At 72.5% G+C, this 20,444-nt stretch carries 20 protein-coding genes and 1 pseudogene; 13 read left to right on the forward strand and 8 right to left on the reverse strand.

Going from position 1 to position 20,444, the window contains the following annotated elements; translation table 11 throughout:
• Positions 1–56 precede the first annotated feature (56 nt).
• The 10 genes from ABZ822_RS28930 (at position 57) to ABZ822_RS28975 (ending at position 11,108) form a co-directional block, all read left to right on the forward strand.
• Positions 57–365, forward strand: coding sequence for a WXG100 family type VII secretion target (locus tag ABZ822_RS28930; protein ID WP_360860637.1), 309 nt, complete (start codon positions 57–59; stop codon positions 363–365).
• Between the two features lie 32 nt (positions 366–397).
• Positions 398–688, forward strand: a complete 291-nt coding sequence (locus tag ABZ822_RS28935; protein WP_360860640.1) for a WXG100 family type VII secretion target — start codon at positions 398–400, stop codon at positions 686–688.
• Between the two features lie 10 nt (positions 689–698).
• Positions 699–1,004: a hypothetical protein gene (locus tag ABZ822_RS28940; RefSeq protein ID WP_360860643.1), complete on the forward strand. Its 306-nt coding sequence runs from the start codon at positions 699–701 to the stop codon at positions 1,002–1,004.
• 51 nt (positions 1,005–1,055) lie between these two features.
• On the forward strand, positions 1,056–2,699 hold the full coding sequence (locus ABZ822_RS28945) for a hypothetical protein (protein ID WP_360860646.1): 1,644 nt from the start codon (positions 1,056–1,058) through the stop codon (positions 2,697–2,699).
• Complete coding sequence (locus tag ABZ822_RS28950; RefSeq protein ID WP_360860649.1) at positions 2,696–3,028, forward strand: hypothetical protein; 333 nt, start codon at positions 2,696–2,698, stop codon at positions 3,026–3,028. The genes ABZ822_RS28945 and ABZ822_RS28950 overlap by 4 nt, the downstream gene beginning before the upstream one ends.
• An 8-nt stretch (positions 3,029–3,036) precedes the next feature.
• Positions 3,037–4,461 carry an EsaB/YukD family protein gene (locus tag ABZ822_RS28955; RefSeq protein WP_360860652.1) on the forward strand — a complete coding sequence of 475 codons (1,425 nt, stop codon included), beginning with the start codon at positions 3,037–3,039 and terminating at the stop codon, positions 4,459–4,461.
• Positions 4,462–4,463: 2 nt separating this feature from the next.
• A complete protein-coding gene (gene eccCa, locus ABZ822_RS28960) occupies positions 4,464–8,378 on the forward strand; it encodes a type VII secretion protein EccCa (protein ID WP_360860655.1) in 3,915 nt (1,304 codons plus the stop codon).
• Positions 8,375–8,848, forward strand: a complete 474-nt coding sequence (locus ABZ822_RS28965; protein ID WP_360860658.1) for a hypothetical protein — start codon at positions 8,375–8,377, stop codon at positions 8,846–8,848. The genes eccCa and ABZ822_RS28965 overlap by 4 nt, the downstream gene beginning before the upstream one ends.
• 70 nt (positions 8,849–8,918) lie before the next feature.
• Complete coding sequence (locus ABZ822_RS28970; RefSeq protein WP_360860661.1) at positions 8,919–10,439, forward strand: hypothetical protein; 1,521 nt, start codon at positions 8,919–8,921, stop codon at positions 10,437–10,439.
• A 138-nt stretch (positions 10,440–10,577) separates the two neighbouring features.
• The gene (locus ABZ822_RS28975) at positions 10,578–11,108 is read left to right on the forward strand and encodes a TerD family protein (RefSeq protein WP_360860664.1); all 531 of its coding nucleotides are present in this window, start codon (positions 10,578–10,580) and stop codon (positions 11,106–11,108) included.
• Here the strand turns inward: ABZ822_RS28975 and ABZ822_RS28980 are convergent.
• A complete protein-coding gene (locus ABZ822_RS28980; RefSeq protein ID WP_360860667.1) occupies positions 11,099–11,758 on the reverse strand; it encodes a cysteine hydrolase in 660 nt (219 codons plus the stop codon). The two genes, ABZ822_RS28975 and ABZ822_RS28980, sit on opposite strands and share 10 nt — an antisense overlap.
• A gap of 206 nt (positions 11,759–11,964) precedes the next feature.
• On the opposite strand from ABZ822_RS28980, the gene ABZ822_RS28985 reads away from it, so the two are divergent.
• Positions 11,965–12,447, forward strand: a complete 483-nt coding sequence (locus tag ABZ822_RS28985; RefSeq protein ID WP_360860669.1) for a nuclear transport factor 2 family protein — start codon at positions 11,965–11,967, stop codon at positions 12,445–12,447.
• Positions 12,448–12,554: 107 nt separating this feature from the next.
• Here ABZ822_RS28985 and dhaK read toward each other — a convergent pair whose 3' ends face one another.
• The 4 genes and pseudogenes from dhaK to ABZ822_RS29005 form a co-directional block, all read right to left on the reverse strand.
• A complete protein-coding gene (dhaK, locus tag ABZ822_RS28990; protein ID WP_360860672.1) occupies positions 12,555–13,547 on the reverse strand; it encodes a dihydroxyacetone kinase subunit DhaK in 993 nt (330 codons plus the stop codon).
• 370 nt (positions 13,548–13,917) lie between these two features.
• On the reverse strand, positions 13,918–14,475 hold the full coding sequence (locus ABZ822_RS28995; RefSeq protein WP_360860675.1) for a response regulator transcription factor: 558 nt from the start codon (positions 14,473–14,475) through the stop codon (positions 13,918–13,920).
• 243 nt (positions 14,476–14,718) lie between these two features.
• Positions 14,719–14,998: pseudogene (locus tag ABZ822_RS29000) on the reverse strand (aldehyde dehydrogenase family protein); the annotation flags it as partial.
• A 109-nt stretch (positions 14,999–15,107) separates the two neighbouring features.
• Complete coding sequence (locus ABZ822_RS29005; RefSeq protein WP_360860678.1) at positions 15,108–15,857, reverse strand: MerR family transcriptional regulator; 750 nt, start codon at positions 15,855–15,857, stop codon at positions 15,108–15,110.
• Positions 15,858–15,904: 47 nt separating this feature from the next.
• Here ABZ822_RS29005 and ABZ822_RS29010 point away from each other — a divergent pair, with 47 nt between their 5' ends.
• Positions 15,905–16,384 (forward strand): DUF6194 family protein, encoded by a 480-nt coding sequence (locus ABZ822_RS29010; RefSeq protein WP_360860734.1) that lies wholly within the window; start codon positions 15,905–15,907, stop codon positions 16,382–16,384.
• Between the two features lie 91 nt (positions 16,385–16,475).
• Here ABZ822_RS29010 and ABZ822_RS29015 read toward each other — a convergent pair whose 3' ends face one another.
• The 3 genes from ABZ822_RS29015 to ABZ822_RS29025 form a co-directional block, all read right to left on the reverse strand.
• The gene (locus ABZ822_RS29015; RefSeq protein ID WP_360860736.1) at positions 16,476–17,966 is read right to left on the reverse strand and encodes a SulP family inorganic anion transporter; all 1,491 of its coding nucleotides are present in this window, start codon (positions 17,964–17,966) and stop codon (positions 16,476–16,478) included.
• A 137-nt stretch (positions 17,967–18,103) separates the two neighbouring features.
• Positions 18,104–18,700: a carbonic anhydrase gene (locus ABZ822_RS29020; RefSeq protein WP_360860738.1), complete on the reverse strand. Its 597-nt coding sequence runs from the start codon at positions 18,698–18,700 to the stop codon at positions 18,104–18,106.
• Between the two features lie 112 nt (positions 18,701–18,812).
• Complete coding sequence (locus tag ABZ822_RS29025; protein WP_360860681.1) at positions 18,813–19,223, reverse strand: hypothetical protein; 411 nt, start codon at positions 19,221–19,223, stop codon at positions 18,813–18,815.
• A gap of 221 nt (positions 19,224–19,444) precedes the next feature.
• Between ABZ822_RS29025 and ABZ822_RS29030 the strand changes: the two genes are divergently transcribed.
• Positions 19,445–20,398 (forward strand): uracil-DNA glycosylase, encoded by a 954-nt coding sequence (locus ABZ822_RS29030; protein WP_360860684.1) that lies wholly within the window; start codon positions 19,445–19,447, stop codon positions 20,396–20,398.
• Positions 20,399–20,444 lie beyond the last annotated feature (46 nt).

Genomic DNA, 20,444 nt, shown 5'->3' on the forward strand with positions numbered 1-20,444 from the left:
GACGTCTGAGGCGGGGACGGCCCACGGCCACACAGAACCACAGGGGAGGAATCCTGATGAGCACGCAGTACCACGCCAGGACCGGAAACATCGCCGAGGCGGCCGACCTCACCAAGCGCTGCCACAGCCAGATCGTCGACCTCACCCAGGCGATGCTGACCCGGACCCACTCGAGTATCGCCGAGTGGCAGGGCCCCGCATCCGACAGCTACCGGACCGCCATCGCGCGGTGGCAGAGCCAGGCGGAGCGGATCCAGACCACGCTCCGGGAGATGGGCGAGGCGCTGACCCAGTCGCAGATCAATTACGACAGGACCGAGCTCACCCACGTCCGGGCGCTGGACCAGCTCACCCATTCCATCTGACCCACCCCGATTCGGTACGAGGAGAGAACACCATGACCTACAGCGTGATGAACATCGACACCGGAGCGCTGACCCGTGTCTTCACGGACATGGCCCGGCAGACGTCCGACATCGAACACCTTCTTTCGGCGCTGGAGAACAATCTCGAAAGCCTGATGGTGGGCTGGGTCGGCCCCGCGAACGTCCGTTACACCACGTTCCGGCAGGAATGGCGGGCGGCGGCGAAGTCGCTCAATGCCGCGCTGGCCGATGTGTCTCAGTGCACGAGCCGGATGGCGACCAACTACGAGGAGTGCGAAGCGCTCAATTCCCAGATGTGGTGAGGGGACGGGTGTGAGCACGTTCTGGGTGGACGCGCAAGCGCTCGACGTGGCCGCCGCGGGAAGCCAGATGCATGCCTGGGCACATCTCGCCGAATTCTCCGAGTTCCAGGCCAGGGCCGCCGGAGCGAAGGGCGCCTTCTCCACCGACGAGGACAACCAGAAGTACGAGGAGACCCTGAACCAGGTCATCGCATCGGAGAGCAATATCGCGGAACTCTTCGCGAACGCCATCGACCGTATCCGCGCCGTTGCGGTCAATTACGGGGCGGCCGACGTGTCCGCCAAGGATCCGCTGGACGGCTATATCGCTACGTGACGCATCACGGAGCGAAGAGGTGCCGCACGAGAAATATGGGGAGGGTCCGCAGTGGCCTGTGGAAAACCGTCGGGGAATCCGCAAGCGATCCGTACCGCCGCGAGGGCGTACGACGGGTACGCCGATTCCATCGACCAGTTCTGGGCGACGGTGGACGCGATGGCGGGTCCGCTTCTGCTCGGACACACCAGCGTCGTCCAGCAATCGCTCGACGGTTCTCCCGTCCACCAGTCCGACGCCGTGTCCCTCGCGTTCGCGTGGAAGGGATCGGCGGCGGACAAGGCCACCGCGACCCTCACCCGGTCCCGGCTGGACCTGAACCAGTACACCCGTCAACTCCGTGACTACGCACGGCAGTTGAAGGAGTACGCGGACAAGCTGGAGGAGGCCCAGAAGTGCTCCGTCTGGGAAATCCTCTCGTGGGTCCTGCTCGTGGTCTTCGCCGTCGCCGAGATCATCGTCGGCATCTTCTTCGGCGGCGTGATCACGGCGGCCCTGCAGTCGGTGTTCGGGGCCATCGCCCGGAGCCTCTTCCAGGGCATCGAGTTCGCCGTGTCCACGCTGGCCCGCGCGGTCGGCGGCACGGGCCTGCGCGGAGCGGTCGCGGTCGGCCGGGGGCTGGGCGCGACGGGGGGCCGTTTCGGCGCCGGGGCCGGCGGCAGCTCGCTCGTCCGCGGCACGGCGGGAGCGGCGCTCAAGAGCGGCGCGGAGTTCAACGCCGGAGGGTTCGTCCGCGGCAGTTCCTTCGCGGGAACACGGAGTTCGGGGGCCCTCTTCCACAACGCGCTGGGAAATCTCTCCACGCACCTCGCCGCGCTCCCGGAGAACGTCCTCCGTAAGACCGGCGACTATCTGTGGCGCTTCGTCGTTCCGGCGGGGCAGGGCTTCGTGGAGGACACGCTCGCCAAGGGTGTCCTGGCGATGGACCCCCGTATCGGCTTCAAGGACCTGTGGAGCGTCAAGGGAGACCTCCTCTTTCCGCTGTTCGCCATCGGTGGCGGCGTCGTCGCCAGCGGCATGACCTTCGACGCACTGCACACGATCACCAAGCATGTGATCAAGCACGGCAAGGACATGGGCGTCGATGTGTTCAAACGGTTCGACGACATCGACACGGCGGTCAAGGACCTGCCGTGGAGCCAGGCGGACGTCGGTCCGGTCAAGGGCGAACCCTTCAACTGGCAGCACGTGCTCGACGGAACGGACCCCCGCGGTGCCCGGCTCGTCAAGGAGGGCACGGTCACCGCGTTCCAGAACGTGCTGACGCAGACCGCCGTGCAGCCCCTGTTCGCCACGCTGGCCAGCGCCGTCGACGGCAAGGACTTCGAGATCGACCCGAAGGCGTTCCTGTACTACCTCGCCGCCGGAACCGTCACCGGCATGGCGATCCCCATGCTCAAGCGCAACGGGTTCTATGTCACGAACAAGACTCTCGGCCCCTTCCGCACCGACGACACATTCCCGGCGGAATTCCCCGGACTGAACATCCCGGCGAACTACCTGGGCAACGTGCTCATCGACACGGGCCTGGCCCAGTTCCGCAAGATGACACTCGACCCGGTCGCCGGCTTCGGATCCCTCTACGCGTACCGGCAGGCGCTGGCACCCACGCTGGAGGGACAGCCCACCCCCCTCGACCCGACCGCGCTGCCCGGCATCCCGCCCGAGGCGGTCCAGGCCCGGACGACACCGTGAACGCCCAGGACCCGGCCCCCACCGGCCTGTTCAGTGGCTCCGGCAGCGGATCCGTCTCCGAGCAGATCGCCGATCAGGAACTGCGCGGACTGCTCGACCGCATCCACGCCGGCGAGGTCCACGGCAACCTCCTCGCGGAGGCGACCGGACGCGGACGGCCCGGCGCCGGGCTCGTCTCCGGCACCACGCTCGCCGCGATCTCCGTCGTGGCCGCGTTCGTCGCGGGCATGGCCGGGGCCGTCATCACCCACCAGCGCGAAGAGACCCGCAGGACCGAGAAGACGCCGAGCGTTTCGGCGCCCCACCACCCCGCGTCCAAGGACAGGTGAATCCGCACATGTCGATTCAGGTTCCCGAGGCGCGAGCCGACCGTGGCCAGCACATCAGGGTCACGCTGCACACCAACCGCTACGCGGTCGACGTGGACGCACCGGCCCGCGCGCCCGTGGGGGAGTGGCTCCACCACGTGGTGGCCACCCTCCACGAGACGGGATTCGCAGCCGACTTCACGGGTCCGCTGACCACGAGCGCCGGCCGGGCGCTCGCCCTGGACGTGCCGCTCGAGGCCCAAGGGGTCGTCAGCGGCGACCGGTTGTGGTTCACCGTCCCGTCCGAGCGCCCCCGGGTGTCCGCGCCCAAGGACGCGGGCCTGCCGTCCGGCCGGGCCGGCGCCTCCCCGTCCGGCCGGTCCGGTGTCGTCCCGTCGCTCATCGCCGCCGGTGTGCTGCTGGCCGTCGTCGCCTTCGGGGCGTCGCGCGGCTCGTTCGCCGACGCACCGGCCGTCCTGGCCGCCGTATGCCTGCACGCCTGGGCCCTGCTCATGGCGCGCTCGTCCGCCTGGAGGCCCGGCCGCGCCGGACGCCACCCCCGGCGCCCCTCGAACGACGCGGCCGGCCCCGCCGTCGTGGGCTGGGCCGCCGTCGCCTCGGCCGCGACCCTCACGCTGCTGCACGTACCGGGCCTTGCCGCCGGGGTGGCGCTCGCCGCGCTCGTCGTCCTCCTCGACACCGCCGCCCTCGTCATCGCGAAGGTGCTGGGACCCGGCTCCGCGGGCGCCCTCGTGGTGCTGCTCGTTCCGCTGGGCGGCGCCGCGGGCGTCGTCCACCTCGTGCCCGGGTCGTTCGACACCGGCCTGCTCGCCCTCGGGGCGGCCTGGACGGTGACCATGACGACCAGCCACCGGCTCGGACTGTGGATCTCCCATGTCGTCGAGGCCGTCGCCCGGAGCAGCACGACCCGCGCCGAGACGACCGCCCGCCCCGACTCCACGACCCGCATGCTCGACCGGCTCAGCCACAGTGAGACGCGGCTGGTCGACCGGGCCCGTACGGTCCAGGCGGCCGTCGCCGCCGCGTCGTTCGCCGGGCTGGTCGCCTGCGTCCTCCTCGACGGTGTCGCCCTGCCCTACCACGTGGCCTTCTGGAGCTGCGCCCTGGCCTCGGCCGCGCTGCTGCCGCTCAGCGGGACCTTTCCCGGCCGGAGTGCCATCGGTGGCGTGGCGCTGCTGACGCTCGTCAGCCTGCTCGCCGCCAACGTACGGCTGCCGCTCGCCTCGTCCCTGCTCCTGGCCGTCCTCACCCTGCTCGCCGCCACGCTGGTCCTCATCGGCCACGCCTTCGTGCCCAGCAGATGGGCCGTCGTCACCTGCCTGCGGCTGCGGCCCCTGATGCACATCGCGGTGTTCGCGACCCTCGTCATGGAGCTGGGCGGCTGGACGTGGGCCTGGTCGCACGGATACGAGCTGGCCCAGGGGTGGTTCTGACGATGACGACCCCCGCTCCGCGGCCCACCGGAGGCCGCCGCTCCCGCGTGGCCCGCGAGGTACGGCCCGACGTCCACGACCCCGCGGACGTCGTCGAGGTCGACCTGCCCGACGTCCCCAAGGTCGACACGTTCCAGCGCGACGGCTCCGCCCTCGCCCAGGCCCTCATGCCGCTGGTCGGCATGATCGGCTTCTCCTTCATCTACCTCGTCAACCCCTCCCTGTCGTCCGTCTTCATGGGCGCGGGCCTGGTCTTCGCGACGATGATGTCCTCGGTCGGCATGGCCGTGCTCAGCCGCAGGCAGCAGGCCCGGCGGATGCGCCGCACCAAGCTCGCGTACCTGCTCGACCTGCGCGAGGCCCGGCGCCGGCTCGCCGAGACCATCGAGCACCGGCGGGCCGATCTGCGGCGGTCCGTGCCGCCCGCGCGCGAACTGCCCGTCCTCGCCTACGTTCCCGAACGGCTCTGGCAGCGCATGCCGGGCGACCCCGACTTCCTCCGCGTCGGCCTCGGCGCCGGGCCGCTGCCGTGGCGGCTGGGCATCAAGCAGACCGCGTCGGCCGGTGAGCAGATCGACCTGGACCTCGCCTGCACCAAGGCGCAGACCGATCTCGTACGGCTGCTGGCCACGGTGCGGGACTGGCCCGTGGTCGTCCCCCTCACCCGCTACCGGGAGGTGACGCTCTGCGGCGACCGGGCGACCGCCGCCGCCGTGGCCCGGAGCCTGATCGCCCAGGCCGCGATGTTCCACGGCCCGGACGCCCTGACGCTGGTGTTCGCCACCGACTCGGCGCGCATGGCGGAGTGGCGCTGGTGCCGCTGGCTTCCGCATCTGGCCGGAGCCGAACGGGCGGCCGCACGCGCGGAGTCGGCGTCCCTGCGGAAGCAACCGCCCGGCGGCCCGCCGGCGGGACCTGCGGACCGCCGCCGCGCGGACGACGGCGGCCACACCCTGATCGTCGTCGACGGCGAGGCGACCGCGTCACTCATCGAAAGGCTGCCACGTGCCTCCGACGCGTACACCGTCCTCCGGATCGCCGAGACGCCCCCGAGCGCGCAGACCGCGGAACAGGCCGTCCTCGACTGCCGGGCCGACGGACGCGGGGTACTGAGCCTGGTGAGCGGCGACCCCCGGAACATCGAGCTGGAGACCCTGGCGGCCGCCCCCGCGGACGCGGTCGCCCGGACCCTCGCGCATCTGACGCTCGCGGGCGACCCCGTGGCCGCGGTCGGCGTCGGCATCAGCCTGGACGAACTCGTCCCCACCGCCCACCTCGAACGGCCGCCCGCCGACATCGCCTGGCTCCCCGAGGACTCCCCGGACTTCCTCCGCGCGGACCTCGGCCTCGACGACCGGCGCCACCTCGTACGGCTCGACCTGAAGGAGAGCGCACGCGGCGGCGCCGGGCCCCACGGGGCCATCGTGGGCGCGACCGGATCCGGCAAGAGCGAACTCCTCCGCACGCTCGTCACCTCACTCGCCGTACGCCACCACACCGACGACCTCGCGATGATGCTCGCCGACTTCAAGGGCGGCGCCACCTTCGTCGGCCTCTCGGCGCTGCCGCACGTCTGCGGTGTCGTCACCAACCTGGAGGGCGACTCCACGCTCGTCGACCGCATCAAGCTGGCCCTCGAAGGCGAACTCCAGCGCCGCCAGGAGGTGCTGGCCGACCGCGGCGTCTCCTCGCTCCGCGAGTACCGCGCCCTGCGGCGGACGCACCACACCGACTGGGAGCCGCTGCCGCACCTGCTGGTGATCGTCGACGAGTTCAGCGAACTCATCGAGGCCCACCACGACTTCGTCGAGACCTTCACCGCACTCGGCCGCCTCGGCCGCAGCCTCGGCCTGCACCTCCTCATCTGCTCCCAGCGCCTGGACGAGGGACGGCTGCGGGGTCTGGAGAGCCATCTGAGCTACCGCGTGGCGCTGCGCACCTTCAACGCCGCGGACAGCGTGGCGGCCATCGGGGTCCGGGACGCGTTCCACCTGCCGAGCCGGCCGGGCGCCGCCATCCTCAAGGCGGGCGGCGACTCCCTGCGGGTCTTCCGGTGCGGGTACGTCTCCGGGCGCGTCCGCGAGCAACGCCCGGGCGAGACCGGTGTCGTCATCCGAACCGAGGACGGCGACCGGATCGGCGGGACCACAGCGTCCCAGGTCTACGGAGCCCGGACCGTCGTGGACCGCGCGGTCACCGCCCTGCGGCGCGCCCTGCCCGCCGTCCGCCAGATCTGGCTGCCCCCGCTGCCCGCGAACCTCCCCCTGCGGGACTTCCTCACCGAACGGGAGCAGGGCACGGCGGGTGTCCGCGTGCCCTTCGGGCTCCTCGACCAGCCCTCGCGCCAGCGCACCGAGACGCTGCTGCTGGACCTCGGCGGGTCGTCCGGCACCACCGCCGTCGTGGGCGCGGCACAGACGGGCAAGACCACCATGCTCCGTACGGTCGTGCTGTCCGCCGCGAGCCTGTATCCGCCGCAGCACCTGGGCTTCGTGATCGTCGACTACGGAGGCGGGCTGTCGGCGCTGCGCGAACTGCCCCACGTCATGCGCGTCGTCGCACGCGGCAGCGAGGGACTGCTCCAGCAGACGGTCGACTTCCTCCAGGCATCCCTCCTCTACCGCGAACAGGCTCTCTCCGAGCGCGGACTGGACGGGGCCGAGCATCTGCGTGCCGCGTGGACGGCGCAGGACGTCGCCCAGGCGGGGCCGGCCGACCTGATCCTCGTCCTCGACGACTTCGCCGAGATCAAGCGGAAGTCCGAGGACTTCGAGGGTGTGCTGAGCGAACTCATGGCCCGTGGCCCGGGACTGGGCGTGCACGTCGTCCTCACCGGGCGCCGCTGGGGCGACTTCCGCCCCAGCACCACCGAACTCGTCCCCAGCAAACTGGAGTTCCGGCTCAACGACGTCATCGACTCGGTGTACCAGCGGCGCAACGGCCAGTCACTCGACGGCGCGGGCCCCGGCCGCGCCCTCTGCCCCCTGGGCCTGGTCCAGGTCGCCGAGCCCCATCTCGTCGACGCGGAGGACGAACCGGAGACGCGGTACGCGCGGTCCGTGGAGTACGTCCTCGGCCTCTGGGACCGGGACCAGGCGCCGTCGATCCCGACGCTGCCCTCCGGCGTCGGCCTGGCCGAAGTCGCCGCCACGGCCGCGGAGTCCGGCCAAGGGCGGGGGGACCGCGTCGTCATCGGGCTCCGGGACGTCGACCGCGGGGTGGAGACGCAGGACCTGCTCGGCGCCGAGCCGGGGCTGATCGTCCTGGGCGGCCGCAAGCGCGGAAAGACCAGCGCGCTGCGCGCGGTCGTCGAGCAGCTCACCGCCGCGCACGACCCCGACTCCCTGCGCCTGATCGTCATCGACCCTCGACTGGAGATCATCAAGGCGCTGCCCGAGGCGTACGTCCAGGCGTTCGCGGCCTCATCCGTACGCGCCGAGCACCTGATCAACGAGCTGGTCTCGGACCTCGGCAACCGCCTGCCCAAGGGCGGCGGCACGGCCGGGGACCTGCTCTCCCGCGAGCGCTACGAGGGCCCGAGGACGGTCGTGGTCGTCGACAACGCCCAGGTCATCTCCCGTGCCGCGCTGGCCCCGCTCAACGACTGGCTCCCGCTGGGCGCTCTGCTCGGCCTGACCGCCGTCGTCGCCTGCGACAGCGGACAGGGCGCCGCAGCGCTCCCCGGCATCGTCGACACGATGCGTTCCTTCGGGGCACCGGTGGTGCTGCTGGGCAAGGAGACCGCCGGCCGGCCCGTGTTCGGCCACCTGCCGGTGATCGGCCCGCCAGGACGCGCCCGTTACGACCGCTCCGACGGCTCGCCGTCCGTGGTGATCCAGGTCCCCTGGGCCGGTGCCACGGGGCGCGGCCGAGACGAGTCCCGAGAAGCAACACCCCGAGAGGAGACCCTGACATGAGCGACACCCCGTCATCGATCCCCGGCCCCGACCGGCCCCTGGACGAGGAACTGGCCGCCTACCTGGGCCGGTTGCGCCAGCGCCTGCCCTCCATGACGAACCACCTCGGCGGCATCGCCACGACCGCCGTCGCCGCCGACGAGACCGTGAGCCCGCAGCGCTTCCAGGAGGACTTCTCCCGCGTCATCCGCTCGCTCAGCTACCTCGGCGTCTCCCTCGACCGGCTGTCCAAGGAGCTGTCCACCACCACCGTGCGTGGCCAGGACGGCAGATCCATGGTCGAAGTGGAGTGCTCGGCCCGCATGGAGGGCATCAAGGTCCGCTTCCTGCCGACACCCACGCCCGTCTCCACCAGAGAACTCGAGGCGGCCACGGCCAGAGCGTTCGAGGACGTCCTGCGGGCCTGCCGGGACCTGTCGATCCGCCGGGTCGAGGAAACCGCACAGAACGAGAGCGACAGATTCGGATGACCACGTCACCAGACCGCGGCCGGCCGGTACCGTCCGGCCGCGCCCGGCCCGAAGGCAGCACGACGACCTCATGACCCCCCCTCACACCGCGCTGCTGCTCACCCTCGCCACCGTGGGCGCGGCGCTCGCGACCACCCTGACCGTGATGCTCCTCCGCACCGCCCGGGAGGCCCGTACGCTCCGCGGGCTCCTCGCCGTACGCGACGAGGAACTGGAGCGGTGGGTCACCGATGTGCTCCCCGCCATCGCCGAAGCCGTCGGCGACGACCGCGACGCGCCCCGGTACGAGCCCGCCGCGGGGGAGTCCGCCGACTCGGCCTTCGCGCGCCGTCTCCGCGGCGCCGGCGCACACGTCGCGCGGACGCTGGCCGCGTCGCGCGAATGCGCCGGCGAGGAGACCATGCGACTGCTCCTCACCGTGGCGCGGGAGGCACAGGCCCTCGCCCACACCCAGCAGGCGAAGATCGTCGAGATGGCGCGGCGCGACGCCGATCCGGACGCCCAGCAGCGCCTCACGGAGATCGATCACGCCACCGCGCAGATCCTGCGCCGGGCCACGGCGTTCGTCGTCGAGTGCGGCACCCCGCCCGGCCGGCTCCGGCCCGACATACCCCTGAACGATGCCGTGCGCACGGCGGTCGGGCAGATCCGGGGCGGCAACCGCGTCCGCCTCACACTCGCCGGCAGCGACCGTGCCGTGGCGGGCCGGGCGGTGGACGGCCTGATCCTCGTCCTCGCCGACCTCATGGAGAGCGCCGCCCGGGCCTCCGACCCGCGCACCACGGTCCAGGTGCAGGTCCAGCGCACCCGCGACGGTCTCGCCGTCGTCATCGAGGACGAGGGCTGCGCCCTCGACGCCGCCGAATGGGGCCGGACGTCCCTGCTGCTGCAGAGCGAATCCCCCGACATCGCGTCGCTGCGCACCCCGCCCCGCTTCGGCCTCGTCTTCTGCGGACTCCTCGCCCGGCGCTACGGGTTCGCTGTCACCGTGGACTCCTCGGCGGCGCTCGGCCGGGTGCGGACCGTGGTCGATCTGCCGGACGAGATCCTCACCGGAGCGGGTGCCGCCGTCGCGCGGCACGGCGAGGACATGCCGTTTCCCCAGCCGTTCCCGCCGCCGTTCCCCGGTGGGGACCGCGACGGGTCCGGCGGACCTTCCGGTCCCTCCGGGCTGCCGACGCGCCCCCGTCACCGGCCCGTTCCTCTCGTTCCGCCTCCGCTGAACCGCACCCGGGGCACCGGGGGCCGCTCGGCGCGCGAGGCCGCGGTACGGATAGCCCGCTTCATGCACGGCGTACGCGCGGCCCGCCGGTTCCGCACCGTCGACGAAGCCTCAGGCGCACCGGAGACGGTGATCGCGCCGCCGGGGGACGGAGCCGGAGACGGCCGACGCCTGGAGGGCGTGACACCGACTCACCGTCTCCCTCGCGGACGGAGACCGGTCGCGCGACGCGACGGCGCCCGAGACCCCGGGCGGCACGGGGGAGATGAACACCTGTCCCTCCTCGAAGAGTTGGGAAGAGTTGGCCGAAACCCGACCCCGGGCGGCGGCACCGGCTCGACCTCCTGGAGCCGCGCCGCACCGGACTGAGACACTGCACCCACGGGGGCCGGCGTGCGCGGACGCATCCGGTGCGGGACGGCGAGTCCGGCCGTCGGTCGTGTGCCGACGCCGAGCCCCCCGCGGATGCGGACTCCGTATCAGCCCGGTTCTGAGGAAGGGAAGTCGGTGAGCAGTCTCAACAAGGGGATCTCCAAAGCAGAGGTGACGCTCAAATGGGACCCCAGTCCGTCCGGCACGCCGGCGAATGATCTCGACATCATCGCCGCGACCTACGCGGCCGACGACCCGTACGGGCGGCCCGTCTATCTCGTGCACTTCGACAGCCGTTCGCCCGACGGGACCATCACGCTCAACCGGGACAGCCAGACCGGTCAGGGCTTCGGCACCGACGAGTCGATGACGCTCGAATTCGACCGGCTGGCGGACTCGTTCGGCCGTGTGGTCGTGGGCGTGGCCATCCAGCAGCGCGCGGGACGCAAGACCTTCGGCGAGGTGCCGAACAGCGAGGTCCGCGTGTTGGAGGGGCACATCGAGCTGGCGGGCGACGACTTCGGGGGCGTCGCGGGTGCCACGGCGGCGACGGTCGCGGAGTTCGTGCGCACCGAGTCCGGCGCCTGGCAACTCCGTACGGGAGTGCGCGGGTTCGACACCGAACCGGACGCCTTCGCCGATGTCATGGGTGCCGACTACTCCTGAGCACGCGGGCGGTGCCGCGCGAGGGCGGCGCGGAACTCCCCGGCGGTCGTCAGCAGGGAGTCGCCCGCGAAGCGGAGCCCGGCGAGCGCCCGTTCGGCCGCCTCCGCGTCGCCCGCGCCGCAGGCATCCGTGACGACGACGGGGACGTAGCCGAGGTCCGCCGCATGCCGTGCGGTGGGTTCGATGCCGATCTCGGTGGCGACGCCGACCAGCGCGACGGCGGTGATCCCGCAGTCGCGAAGGACGATATCCAGCCAGGTGCCCTCGAACGCCGACATGGTGACCTTGTCCAGCACCGCCTCGTGCTCGGTCGGCCGCAGCTCTGGGACGATCCGTGTCTGCTGGGCGTCCGGGGGGAAGGCCGAGACGACCTCGGCCGCGCTGCCGGCCCGCTGCCAGCTCCGCCACATGCGGAGCTGGCCGGCGCCCATCAGCGCGGTGGGCAGCGTGACATGACGGAGGAAGACCGTACGGACGCCTGCCGCCCGCGCGGCATCGAGCACCTCCGCGACCCGGCCCACGACGCGGTCGCGGTCACCGATCTGGCCCAGGACGCCGGTCTGCATGTCGTAGACCAGCAGCGCCAGGCGCCCTGGGTCGCACATCTCATCCAGCGTCCGGGGGACGGCCAGACCGTTTCGCTCATCCACGGGCGCGACGGTACCCCCGCCCCGCGCCCCGCCCGTGCACCCACGCGCGGGGCGTCCGCCGGACGCACCTACGCGCGGAGTGTCCGCCGCGCAGCGCCGGAACCCCGCGTCACCGGCGGGGTTCCCGCTCGCGCCGTGGTGCGAACGAGGGGCCGGGGCGCTACGGTCGCTTGCGGACTCGGCCGTCGAGAGCAGGGAGGACCCGCATGCCGGGCAGGAGCCGATCAGCCGTCGTCGCCGGGGTGCTCATCGGGGCGGTCCTTCCCGCCTTGTACGAGGCCGCCGTCGGCGCGATGGTGCGTCACAACGCGCGGCGGCTGGCCGAGGGCGACCTGGAGCCGCAGCTCCGGTCGTACGCGGACGACGTGCGCTTCATCTTTCCCGGCCGCAGCTCATGGGCGGGGGAGTTCCGCGGGAAGCGGGCCGTGGAGAAGTGGCTGCAGCGCTTCGTCGACGCCGGCCTGCGGATCGAGTTCGACGACGTCCTCGTCTCCGGACCGCCGTGGGCGACCCGGGTGTGCCTGCGGTTCCACGACATCGCCGAGGACGAGCGCGGCGAGACCGTCTACGAGAACGAGGGCGTCATCTACGGCCACGTCCGCTGGGGCAAGCTGACGCGGTACATGGTCTTCGAGGACACCCAACGCGGCGAGGAGTTCGACCCGTACCTCGCCGAGCGGGGGATCTAGACGACGCCGGGACGGGCGCCATCGGGGGCGCCGGGGAGGGGAGTCCCCGGCGTCACCCCGCGTTCAGCGCGTTCCGTCCGCGGACTCGTGCCGCGGAGCCCCGTGGCTCAGCGGCCCCAGCGCAGGCCTGCGGTCTCCACCGGTGCGTCGTAGAGCCGCAGCAGTTCCTCGTCGGCCTGGCACAGGGTCAGCGAGCATCCGGCCATGTCGAGCGAGGTCACGTAATTGCCCACGAGCGTACGGGCGATGGTCACCCCGCGCTCGCCCAGCGCACGGTGCACCTCGGCGTTGAATCCGTAGAGCTCGATCAGCGGCGTGGCGCCCATGCCGTTGACCAGGGCCAGTACGGGGGCGTCCGGGCGCATGTCGTCCAGGATCGCGTCGACCGCGAAGTCCGCGATCTCGCGGGACGTCATCATCGCGCGGCGCTCGCGGCCCGGCTCGCCGTGGATGCCGATGCCCAGCTCCAGTTCCCCGGGCGGCAGGTCGAACGTCGGGCCGCCCTTGGCCGGCGTCGTGCAGGCGCTCAGTGCGACACCGAAGCTCCGCGAGACCTCGTTGACCTTGCGGGCGACGGCCTCGACCTGCTCCAGCGGCGCACCCTCCTCGGCCAGCGCGCCCGCGATCTTCTCCACGAACAGGGTCGCCCCGGTGCCGCGGCGGCCGGCGGTGAAGAGGCTGTCGGTGACGGCCACATCGTCGTTCACCAGCACACTGGCGACCTGGATGCCCTCGTCCTCGGCCAGTTCGGCCGCCATGTTGAAGTTGAGCACGTCGCCCGTGTAGTTCTTCACGATGAACAGCACGCCCTTGCCGCTGTCCACGGCGGCCGCGGCGCGCGCCATCTGGTCGGGCACGGGTGAGGTGAAGATCTCGCCGGGACAGGCCGCATCGAGCATTCCCGGTCCGACGAACCCGCCGTGCAGCGGCTCGTGCCCCGAACCGCCGCCGGAGACCAGTCCCACCTTGTGCGCGACGGGGGCGTCACGGCGTACGACCACGCGGTTCTCGACATCGACCGTGAGTTCGGGGTGAGCGGCGGCGAGTCCGCCCAAGGCGTCGGCGACCACGGTCTCCGGGACGTTGATCAGCATCTTCATGGGTACCTCCGAGGTGCTTCGAGAGCTCGATGATCTTGGCGGTCCATGGCGGGTGCGAGCGGCTTCGGGCGGGTCCGGTCGCGACGTCGCTGACTCTGCGTCAGATGATCCTCCTGAGGCAACCCCCGGGTGTTGGCGATCCCACGCACTGCCAGTATCGCTCCGTACGCGCTCGTCGGCAGTCGGTCCCGCGGGCACGTGCTCAAGATCACCACAGGATTGTGGACTGTATGCGATGTCTGAGGTGGCGGGGCGCCTCGGTCCCGGGCGTCCGGGCTCGGCGCCGGGAGCGTGCACACCCGGCGCCGAGGGCTCTCGTATCCGGCGCCCGCGGGCCGGTGCCCGGTGCCGGTGCCCCTGGGAGGGGGCTCTAGCGGCGGGGCGGGAAGAACTCGCCGAGTCCGCCGATGACCCGGGCCCAGGACGGCCGCCGCGACCGGCCCGGTCCCGTCGCCTGGGCGCAGTGCCGCACCGGAGCCGCGGCGTCACAGCGGTCAGGGCCCGCCGGTGCCGGGAAGGGCGGCTCGCCGTCGTCCCCGCCGGGTTCCCGGGAGACGTAGACGCCGTCCGCCGCGGCCGCGCGGACGGAGGCGATGAGGTCCGCCGGGGTCGCGCCCTTCATGAGGACTCCCGAGCAGCCCAGCGCCAGCGCGCGGGCGGCGCTCTCCCGGTCCCAGAACGTCACGTGCAGCACGATCCGTACCGGCGGTGTCCCGCTCAGCAGCGACTCGATGACGCGCAGCTCCCGCGCCTCGGGCATGCCCAGCCCGACGAGGACGACGTCCGCGGCGTACCGCAGTGCCGCTTCCCGCGCGTCGTGCCCGGCGGGCGACACCCCGACGACCTGGATGTCGTCGGCGGCGTCGAGGACGGTCGTGATTCCGGTGCGGATAAGAGGTTCGTCGTCGGCCACCAGGACTCTGATCATGGGCTGTCTCGCATGTGGGGGAGATCGGCGTACGCGGTACGCCTGTCATGCGCGAGTCTGGCGGATCCGCAGGAGGCCACGCCTGAGTACGGGGTACTCAGACATGACGGTGGGTGATCGCGGACGCGGGTGCAGGCGGGGCAAAACGGACTTGAGGCGTGACGCGACGTACCGCACGAACGCCGGAGCCCGTACGGGGCGGTGGGGAACGGCAGTTGCCGGGGACGGCCTGGAGAGGCCCTGGAAGGGGAAGCGGGCGTGCCGGTCCGCCGGCGTGATCCAGCGCGTGTTGGAGAACGCCTCGATGCCCCAGCGGCCGCCGAACCGTCCGTATCCGCCGGCCTTGAACCCGCCGAAGGGGGCCTGCGGTTCGTCGGCCACCGACTGGTCAGTGACGTGCACGATGCCGGTGCGGATCCCGGCGGGCGACCGCGAGCCCATGGGTTCCGTTCTCGGTGATGACGCCGCAGGCCAGTCCGTGCCCGGTGTCGTTGGCGAGCGCGACGGCCTCCTCGTCGTCGCTGTTCTTGGGGCGTGGTACGGGTGTGTCAATGGCCGTGACGGCGCGGGCCGCAACGTGGGACCGGCCGCCGATCCGGACCCCTCGTCGAGGTGCGGCGGTGCGGGTCCGGCTACAGGGTTGACCGTTCCTGTACGGACGTGACGACGGCTGCCAGGTCGGCGCCCGCCCTGAGCAGCGCCACGGTCCTCATCGCGATCCGGTCGAGGCGTTGTTGCAGGACGTGGCGGGTCTCGTCCAGTCCGTCGAGCCGGTGCAACGAGCCCATGACCTCGCGCACCGCGGGGATGCCGTACCCGCTGCCGCGCAGGGCAGCGACGATGCGGGCCGCGCCGATCGCCGAACGGCCGTAGCGGCGGGCCCGGAGTGACGTCACGCGGTCGGGGGTGACCAGCCCTTCCTGTTCCCAGAACCGCAGAGTCGAGGGCCGTACGCCCAGAGCTCCGGCGAGTTCCGTGATCGTCATCGCGTCACTGTCCCGTTCGGCACCGGGCTGCTGCTCTTCGGCCTGGATCGCCCGCAACGCCTGCTGGGCGTGCAGGGTCTCCTCCCGCTCCCGCGCGAGCCGGACGTGCACCGTGTTGATCGCCGATGCCGCCCCGGCGATCGTCTCCGTGCGCAGTTCGCGCAGCATGCGCCGGGCGTCCACGGGCCCCACGGCGGCCGCGAGTCCTCGATACGCGCGCAGGGCGTGCACGTGCACCGATGCGTAGGACCGGTATCCGTTGCCGGATCGAGGGGCCGCGGGAAGGACGCCGAGCCGCTCCAGATCGCGTACCTGCTGCACCGAGTATCCGGACGCCGCGGCGACATCCACCGTTCTGAGCCGCACCGGTCGCGGCCCCGTCACCGGCTCGCTCATCGACCGACCCCACACCCGCACTTGAAGGCGAAGCTTGAACCATGAGTATGGAACAGATCATCGCGACCGTGCGAGGCTTCGACGGCGCGCTCGTGGTCACCCCGGAACCTGGAGACGGCCATCCCGAGCTCACCTGGGGAGATGCCTTCTTCTACCACGCCCCCGACGGCCGGATCCCGCACCACGTCCAGCCGTACGGGACGATCGTCACCAAGAACTATCCCGGCGACACCGCTTGTGACCTCGACGCTCCCGGCCGCTGGCGTGTGAACGTCCTCGCCGACCGCACGACGTTCCGTGAGCTCACCGGGGAGGAGCCACGCAGCCTCGCGCGTCCTCGTGACCACACGGCCGTCGACTGCGTGATGCCGCACCCGGTGTACGGCGCACTCGGGTGGATCTGCGTGGTCGATCCGGGCGCGAGGACGGAGGACACCGTCGTCCGGCTTCTGCACCGGGCGCACGACGCCGCGCGGGTCCGGTTCACCCGCCGGCACGAACGGGGACGGCCACGGGAGAGCAACTGACAGATGACCCCGCCAGGCCCCGTACCGGCCGACGGGCCCCTCACCCCGTACGCGGAGCGAGGGGCCCGCCGGCGCGGGACGCGGTGGGGCGTCAGGCCCGGGACATCACCACCCGCGTGATGCCCTCCTCGCTGTTGTGCTTGTCCGCCCAGGAGGTCAGGGCGGTACGGCACGCGTGGTCGAGGTGGCGCAGCCCGTGCAGGTCCAGTTCGATGAGCCGGTCCTTCGGCAGTGCGTCGAGCGTGTCCAGGATCCGCGGCAGCCGCAGGAAGGTCGCGTTGCCGGAGATGGTGACGCGCACCGGGGCCGACGGGTCACCGGCACCGGACGCCTCGTCGTCCGGTTCCACGTGCACGTGGACGTGCGAGATGTCCCACGCCGTCTTCGCGATCGCCAGCAGCAGGCCGATCAGGACGCCCTCGAACAGGTTGGTTGCCACGATCGCGACGGCCGTGACCGCCAGGACCACGGCCTCGCCGCGGTGTTCACGCCACAGCGGCCCCAGCTGCCGGAGCGGAATGAGCTTCCAGCCGGCGTGGACGAGGACGCCCGCGAGCGCCGCGACCGGGATGAGGCCGAGCGCGGCGGGCAGCAGTGCGGCGAACAGCAGCAGCCAGACGCCGTGCAGCACGCGCGAGGCCTTGGTCCTGGCCCCTGCCTGGACGTTGGCCGAGCTGCGCACGATCACCGCGGTCATCGGCAGCGCGCCGAGCGCCCCGCAGACCGCGTTGCCCGCGCCCTGCGCCATCAGCTCCTTGTCGTAGTGCGTGCCGGGGCCGTTGTGCAGGCGGTCCACGGCGGCCGCGCTGAACAGGCTCTCCGCCGAGGCGATGAGGGCGATGGCGAGGACCGTGCCGACCGCCGCGGCCACGCCCACGTCCAGGACCCCGGTGAGGTCACCGGTGGACGGCGGGTCGATCGTGCCGAGGAGCCCCTGCACCTCGACGCGGGCGACGGGCAGGTCGAACAGCGCCACCAGCGCCGTCGCCACGCCCACCGCCGCGAGCGGTGCGGGTACCAGCCGTGCCTTCTCCGGCAGGTGCTTCCAGAGCGCCATCACCCCGATCGTGCCGAGACCGAGGGAGGCCGCGACGAGCGCCGGTTGCGAACCGGCCGTCTCGGCGAGAAGTCCGGGGAGCCCGGCGAGGTTGGCCGGTCCCGAGCCGGGCGCCTTCGCGTCGGCCAGCGCGTAGAGCTGGCCCGCGATGAGCACCAGGCCGATCCCGGCGAGCATCCCCTCCACGACGGCGATCGAGATGGCGCGGAACCAGCGGCCGAGCCGGAGCGCGCCCATGACGAGCTGGAGCGCGCCGGCCGCCAGGACGAGGACGCCGAGACCGCCCAGGCCGAACTCCGTGACCGCTTCGAGGACGAGGACGGTCAGACCCGCGGCGGGACCGCTGACCTGGAGGCTGCTGCCCGGGAGGACACCCGCGACCAGGCCCCCCACGATGCCGGTCACGAGGCCGAGTTCGGCCGGGACGCCCGAGGCCACCGCCACGCCCACGCACAGCGGCAGGGCGACGAGGAAGACGACCACGGAGGCGGTGACGTCGGCCCGCAGGACGGAGGCGGCGGGCAGCTTCCACCGCCCGCTCCGGGAGGGGCGGTCCGGGCCCGTCGCGACGCCCTTCGCGTCCGGCGCGGGGCCGGGACCGTCGTGCTCGGGGCCGGGACCGTCGTGCGCGTGATGCCCGTGGTCGCGGGCCTGTCCGGCGCTCACAGCGGGAGGAAGGCGTCGGCGTGCGGACGGTGGGCCAGCACGGAGCCGGTCGCTATCTCGTAGAACCAGCCGTGCAGGGTCAGCCGTTCCTCCTGGAGTCCCCGCGCGACGGCGGGGTGATCGCGCAGGACCCGGAGCTGCCGCAGTACGTGGTTCTGGACGGCCTCGGCGACATCGCCCTCGTTCCGGGCGGCGTCGGGGACCTCCGGGGACGGTGTGCTCGCGAGCCAGTCGCGGACGGCGGGAACGCCGGTGAGGTCGTCTCCGCGCACCATCGCGCCGACGGCTCCGCAGTGGGAGTGGCCGCAGACGACGACGTCGCTGACGCCGAGGACGTCGACCGCGTACTCGATCGTGGCGGCCTCGCTCGTGGGTACGTCCGGACGGTGGACGGGAACGATGTTGCCTGCCGTGCGCAGTTCGAAGAGCTCGCCGGGGCGGGCTCCGGTGATCAGTGAGGGGATCACCCGGGAGTCGGAGCAGGTGATGAACAGCACCTGAGGGGACTGTCCGGCGGCGAGGCGGCCGAACTCCTCGGCGCGGGCGGCGGCTTCGTCGCGGAAGGCGCGCGCGTTCTGCGTGAGCGTGTGCATGGGGGTGTGCATGGGGGTGTTCCTCCAGTGCGCCCGCATCCGGGCGCACGACGGTGACCGACCTGGTCGGTTCGCAGGTAGGGGGTGAGCCGTACGGTGCCGACGGGCTCTGTCAGAGGCGGAACACCTGCAGCACGGCGGGGCGTGCCGCGGGGCGGGGGGCCGGGCGGGCCCGCGGCGGCCCGTGCGCGGTGGGCCGGGGGAGGTGCCGGACGACGGCGGAGCCGCCGTCGCGGTCGAGGGCGTGGAGGACGCGGCTACCGGTGGGCACGGGGTGGTCGGCCGGCCGGTGGTGCGACCGGGTGCCGTGGCGGTGGGAGTACGGCGGCCCGTCCGGCGGATCCGGGTCGTCCCACACCGGGCCGGCCGCGGGGGACGCCACCCCGTTGGGCGCCCCGTCCGCACGAAGTTCCGCCGTTTCCAGGGGAGTTGCCGCGACCAGGGAGAACAACAGGGCGGCGACGAGGAGGGTGCGCAGCACGGCAAGGGTGCCCGCGGCGGTGACGGCCTCGCGACCTGCCATGACGTCCTCCCCTCCCCTCGGCCCCAACTGGTCCGCGACTCAAGCTTTCTGAGTCACTGTGACATTCAAGCGGCCTGAACGTCAGAAACCTGTTAAGTATTCGTGAGCATCTCACTACTTGACACGTGTCGATGCCGGGGCTACCGCCGGTCACACCATCGCGTGCCCGTCCGGCGGCAGCGGGGCGGGCTGTTGCCGGGCGGGTCGCCGGGGAACGCGCGATGATCGGAGGAGAACCCGGCTCCGGCAGGAGAGAACCGGCTCCGGCAGGAGAGGGCCCGGCCCTGGAGGGAGAGGCCGTCGTGCGGGAAGCGGAAGGCCGGCGGGAACCCGAGGAACAGCGGGAACCGGACGAACGGCGCGCGGCGCAGGCGCGGCCGGAACGCCGAGACGCCGAAGACCCGGGCGGCGGGCCCGATGCCCCGGACTTCCCGGCCCGTGCTGCGCCCCGCGCACCCGCCGTCGCCGATCTCGACGCCGCCCTCACCACCTGCCGCGCCTGCCCGCGCCTGGTCGCCTGGAGGGAGGAGACCGGGCGGGTCAAGCGGCGCGCGTACCAGGACTGGGACTACTGGGCGCGGCCCGTGCCCGGGTTCGGCCCCTCCGACGCCGCGCTCGCCCTCGTCGGCCTCGCCCCCGCCGCGCACGGAGGGAACCGTACGGGCCGCATGTTCACCGGCGACCGCTCCGGCGATGTGCTCTTCGCCGCGCTCCACGCCGTCGGACTGGCCACCCAGCCGACGTCGACCGCGCCGGGCGACGGCCTGGAACTCCACGGCGTCCGCGTGACCGCGCCCGTCCACTGCGCGCCGCCCGCCAACAAGCCCACCCCGCAGGAGCGCCGGACGTGCAGCCCGTGGCTCGCCCGCGAACTCGACCTGCTGAGGCCGACGTTGCGGGCGGTCGTGGTGCTCGGCGCGTTCGGCTGGCAGGCGCTGCTGCCGGTGCTCGCCGACGCCGGGTGGCAGGTGCCCCGTCCGCGGCCCCGGTTCGGTCACGGGGTGCACGTCGAACTGGCCGACGCGCACGGCGGCCCGCCGTTGCACCTCCTCGGCTGCTACCACGTCAGCCAGCAGAACACCTTCACGGGCCGGCTCACCCCGGCCATGGTCCGCGACGTGCTCGCGGAGGCGGCCGTGCTGGCGGGCCTCCGGACCGCGGACCCCGCGGACTGAGACAGAAGCCGGGACCCGGGCCGGTCGCCGAGCCCGCCCGCATGCA

Origin of the sequence: Streptomyces sp. NPDC047108 (assembly GCF_040643575.1) — a bacterium.
GTDB lineage: Bacteria > Actinomycetota > Actinomycetes > Streptomycetales > Streptomycetaceae > Streptomyces.

Excerpts from the sequence above, each read along its gene's own strand:
- ABZ822_RS28930 (WP_360860637.1), top strand. The coding sequence starts at position 57 with ATGAGCACGCAGTACCACGCCAGGACCGGAAACATCGCCGAGGCGGCC.
- ABZ822_RS28935 (WP_360860640.1), top strand. The coding sequence starts at position 398 with ATGACCTACAGCGTGATGAACATCGACACCGGAGCGCTGACCCGTGTC.
- ABZ822_RS28955 (WP_360860652.1), top strand. The coding sequence starts at position 3,037 with ATGTCGATTCAGGTTCCCGAGGCGCGAGCCGACCGTGGCCAGCACATC.
- eccCa (WP_360860655.1), top strand. The coding sequence starts at position 4,464 with ATGACGACCCCCGCTCCGCGGCCCACCGGAGGCCGCCGCTCCCGCGTG.
- ABZ822_RS28965 (WP_360860658.1), top strand. The coding sequence starts at position 8,375 with ATGAGCGACACCCCGTCATCGATCCCCGGCCCCGACCGGCCCCTGGAC.
- ABZ822_RS28970 (WP_360860661.1), top strand. The coding sequence starts at position 8,919 with ATGACCCCCCCTCACACCGCGCTGCTGCTCACCCTCGCCACCGTGGGC.
- ABZ822_RS28985 (WP_360860669.1), top strand. The coding sequence starts at position 11,965 with ATGCCGGGCAGGAGCCGATCAGCCGTCGTCGCCGGGGTGCTCATCGGG.
- dhaK (WP_360860672.1), bottom strand. The coding sequence starts at position 13,547 with ATGAAGATGCTGATCAACGTCCCGGAGACCGTGGTCGCCGACGCCTTG.
- ABZ822_RS28995 (WP_360860675.1), bottom strand. The coding sequence starts at position 14,475 with ATGATCAGAGTCCTGGTGGCCGACGACGAACCTCTTATCCGCACCGGA.
- ABZ822_RS29005 (WP_360860678.1), bottom strand. The coding sequence starts at position 15,857 with ATGAGCGAGCCGGTGACGGGGCCGCGACCGGTGCGGCTCAGAACGGTG.
- ABZ822_RS29010 (WP_360860734.1), top strand. The coding sequence starts at position 15,905 with ATGGAACAGATCATCGCGACCGTGCGAGGCTTCGACGGCGCGCTCGTG.
- ABZ822_RS29020 (WP_360860738.1), bottom strand. The coding sequence starts at position 18,700 with ATGCACACGCTCACGCAGAACGCGCGCGCCTTCCGCGACGAAGCCGCC.
- ABZ822_RS29025 (WP_360860681.1), bottom strand. The coding sequence starts at position 19,223 with ATGGCAGGTCGCGAGGCCGTCACCGCCGCGGGCACCCTTGCCGTGCTG.
- ABZ822_RS29030 (WP_360860684.1), top strand. The coding sequence starts at position 19,445 with ATGATCGGAGGAGAACCCGGCTCCGGCAGGAGAGAACCGGCTCCGGCA.